The sequence below is a fragment of the Actibacterium pelagium genome, assembly GCF_002285415.1.
Classification (GTDB): domain Bacteria; phylum Pseudomonadota; class Alphaproteobacteria; order Rhodobacterales; family Rhodobacteraceae; genus Actibacterium_B; species Actibacterium_B pelagium.
This window is the reverse complement of sequence record NZ_NSBU01000006.1, coordinates 425,001-427,991: the sequence shown is the minus strand read 5'-3', so window position 1 is coordinate 427,991 and position 2,991 is coordinate 425,001. Positions and strand designations below refer to the sequence as shown.

Annotated in this window: 1 tRNA gene and 2 rRNA genes (1 of these 3 cut by a window edge); all 3 read right to left on the bottom strand. The window is 53.4% G+C overall.

Annotated elements, in window-relative coordinates:
* Position 1 precedes the first annotated feature (1 nt).
* Positions 2–78, bottom strand: a tRNA-Met gene (locus CLM58_RS08970).
* Between the two features lie 81 nt (positions 79–159).
* Positions 160–274: ribosomal RNA gene (rrf, locus tag CLM58_RS08965) — 5S ribosomal RNA — on the bottom strand.
* 77 nt (positions 275–351) lie between these two features.
* A 23S ribosomal RNA gene (locus tag CLM58_RS08960) occupies positions 352–2,991 on the bottom strand (it continues 188 nt past the right edge of the window).

The following is a 2,991-nucleotide window of genomic DNA, read 5'->3' as shown; positions in this document are numbered from 1 at the left end:
TTGGTTGCGGGAGCAGGATTTGAACCTGCGACCTTCAGGTTATGAGCCTGACGAGCTACCGGGCTGCTCCATCCCGCGCCATTTAGGCGCCTCAGTGTTTTTGTTCTGAGGCTTGGATTGTCATCGATCTGAGAGATACGTTTTTTTGGTTTTTTCTAGGTTTGGCGGTGACCTACTCTCCCACGTCTTAAGACGCAGTACCATCGGCGCAACCGAGCTTAACGGCCGAGTTCGGGATGGGATCGGGTGTTTCTCTGGCGCTGTGACCACCAAACCGAGGAAAAACCAAAATTCCAAGTCAAGCATGTGTGTGTATGCTTCTGACCAGTATTAGCCTTGCTATTACTGGATCAAATCAAGCCTATCGGACAATTAGTACCGGTCAACTGAATGCATTGCTGCACTTACATCTCCGGCCTATCGACGTGGTGGTCTTCCACGGTCCTCAGGGATACCTTGTTTTGAGGGGGGCTTCCCGCTTAGATGCCTTCAGCGGTTATCCTGTCCGATCATAGCTACCCTGCACTGCTGCTGGCGCAACAACAGGTCCACCAGTGGATCGTTCACCCCGGTCCTCTCGTACTAGGGGCAACTCCTCTCAAGTATCCTACACCCACGGCAGATAGGGACCGAACTGTCTCACGACGTTCTAAACCCAGCTCACGTACCTCTTTAAACGGCGAACAGCCGTACCCTTGGGACCTGCTCCAGCCCCAGGATGAGATGAGCCGACATCGAGGTGCCAAACACTGCCGTCGATATGGACTCTTGGGCAGTATCAGCCTGTTATCCCCGGCGTACCTTTTATCCGTTGAGCGATGGCCCTTCCACTCGGGACCACCGGATCACTATGGCCGTCTTTCGACTCTGCTCGACTTGTCAGTCTCGCAGTCAGGCTGGCTTCTGCCATTGCACTCAACGAGCGATTTCCGACCGCTCTGAGCCAACCTTCGCGCGCCTCCGTTACTCTTTAGGAGGCGACCGCCCCAGTCAAACTACCCGCCACACAGGGTCCCGGATCCGGATAACGGACCGCGGTTAGACATCAAGCAGAACAAGGGTGGTATCTCAAAGGAGGCTCCATCAGAACTGGCGTCCTGATTTCAAAGCCTACCACCTATTCTGCACATGTTGTGCCTGATGCCAGTGTGAAGCTGTAGTAAAGGTGCACGGGGTCTTTCCGTCTAACCGCGGGAAGCCTGCATCTTGACAGGCAATTCAATTTCGCTGAGTCGATGTTGGAGACAGCGGGGAAGTCGTTACGCCATTCGTGCAGGTCGGAACTTACCCGACAAGGAATTTCGCTACCTTAGGACCGTTATAGTTACGGCCGCCGTTTACCGGGGCTTCAATTCGACGCTCTCACATCTCCTTTTAACCTTCCGGCACCGGGCAGGCGTCAGACCCTATACGTCGTCTTGCGACTTCGCAGAGCCCTGTGTTTTTAGTAAACAGTCGCCACCCCCTAGTTTGTGCCCCCAGCTCCAAGTTGCCTTGGAACCGGGCCTCCTTCTCGCGAACTTACGGAGGCATTTTGCCGAGTTCCTTCAACATCGTTCTCTCAAGCGCCTTGGTATTCTCTACCAGTCCACCTGTGTCGGTTTAGGGTACGATCTCATGGAGGGCTATTTCCAGGAACCGATTAGCGGCCCACCCAATCCGATAAGGGTGAACAACAGTCTCGATCCGTCACATCCTCCTGGCCCAGGAATATTAACCTGGTTCCCATCGACTACGCCTTTCGGCCTCGCCTTAGGGGTCGGCTTACCCTGCTCAGATTAGCTTTAAGCAGGAACCCTTGGACTTTCGGCGACAGGGTCTCTCACCCTGTTTGTCGCTACTCATGTCATCATTCTCACTAGTGATCGCTCCACAGCCCCTCACAGGACTGCTTCATCGCCAAACCCGGTCCTCCAATGACCCCGAAGGGTCTAAGGAGGATTGGGTTTTATCACACTACGCTCTGCTACCATGCACTATGTGCATCCTAAGCTTCGGCTCATGGCTTGAGCCCCGTTACATCTTCGCCGCAGGATAACTTATTTAGACCAGTGAGCTGTTACGCTATCTTTAAAGGATGGCTGCTTCTAAGCCAACCTCCTGGTTGTTTTGGTCGTCCCACCTGCTTTCCCACTTAGCCATGAATTGGGGGCCTTAGCTGTAGGTCAGGGTTGTTTCCCTCTCCACTACGGGCGTTAGCACCCGCAGTGTGTCTGCCATCTAGTACTCCCGGGTATTCGGAGTTTGGTTAGGATCAGTAAGCCTGTGGGGCCCCATTACCCATCCAGTGCTCTACCCCCCGGGGTATTCGGATGACGCTCTACCTAAATAGATTTCGCAGAGAACCAGCTATCTCCGAGTTTGATTGGCCTTTCACCCCTAGGCACAGCTCATCCCGATCTTTTTCAACAGATGTGGGTTCGGTCCTCCAGTAAGTGTTACCTTACCTTCAACCTGGCCATGCCTAGATCACTCGGTTTCGGGTCTGATCCTACTAACTCATTCGCCCTATTAAGACTCGCTTTCGCTGCGCCTACACCTATCGGCTTAAGCTTGCTAGTAAGACCAAGTCGATGACCCATTATACAAAAGGTACGCGGTCAGCCCTCAAGGGGCCTCCCACTGCTTGTAGGCGTCCGGTTTCAGAAACTGTTTCACTCCCCTCGTCGGGGTGCTTTTCACCTTTCCCTCACGGTACTGGTTCGCTATCGGTCAGTAAGGAGTACTTAGCCTTAGAGGGTGGTCCCCCCATGTTCAGACAGGATTTCACGTGTCCCGCCCTACTTAATACGTCCTATCGAGCTTCTCATACGGGGCTATCACCCACTATGGCCATGCTTCCCAACATGTTCTGATCACTCTCAAGGCTCGGCTGGTTCCCGTTCGCTCGCCGCTACTAGGGAAGTATCTGTTGATTTCCTTTCCTCCGGGTACTTAGATGTTTCAGTTCCCCGGGTTTGCTCTTTAAACCCTATGTATTCAGGTAAAAAG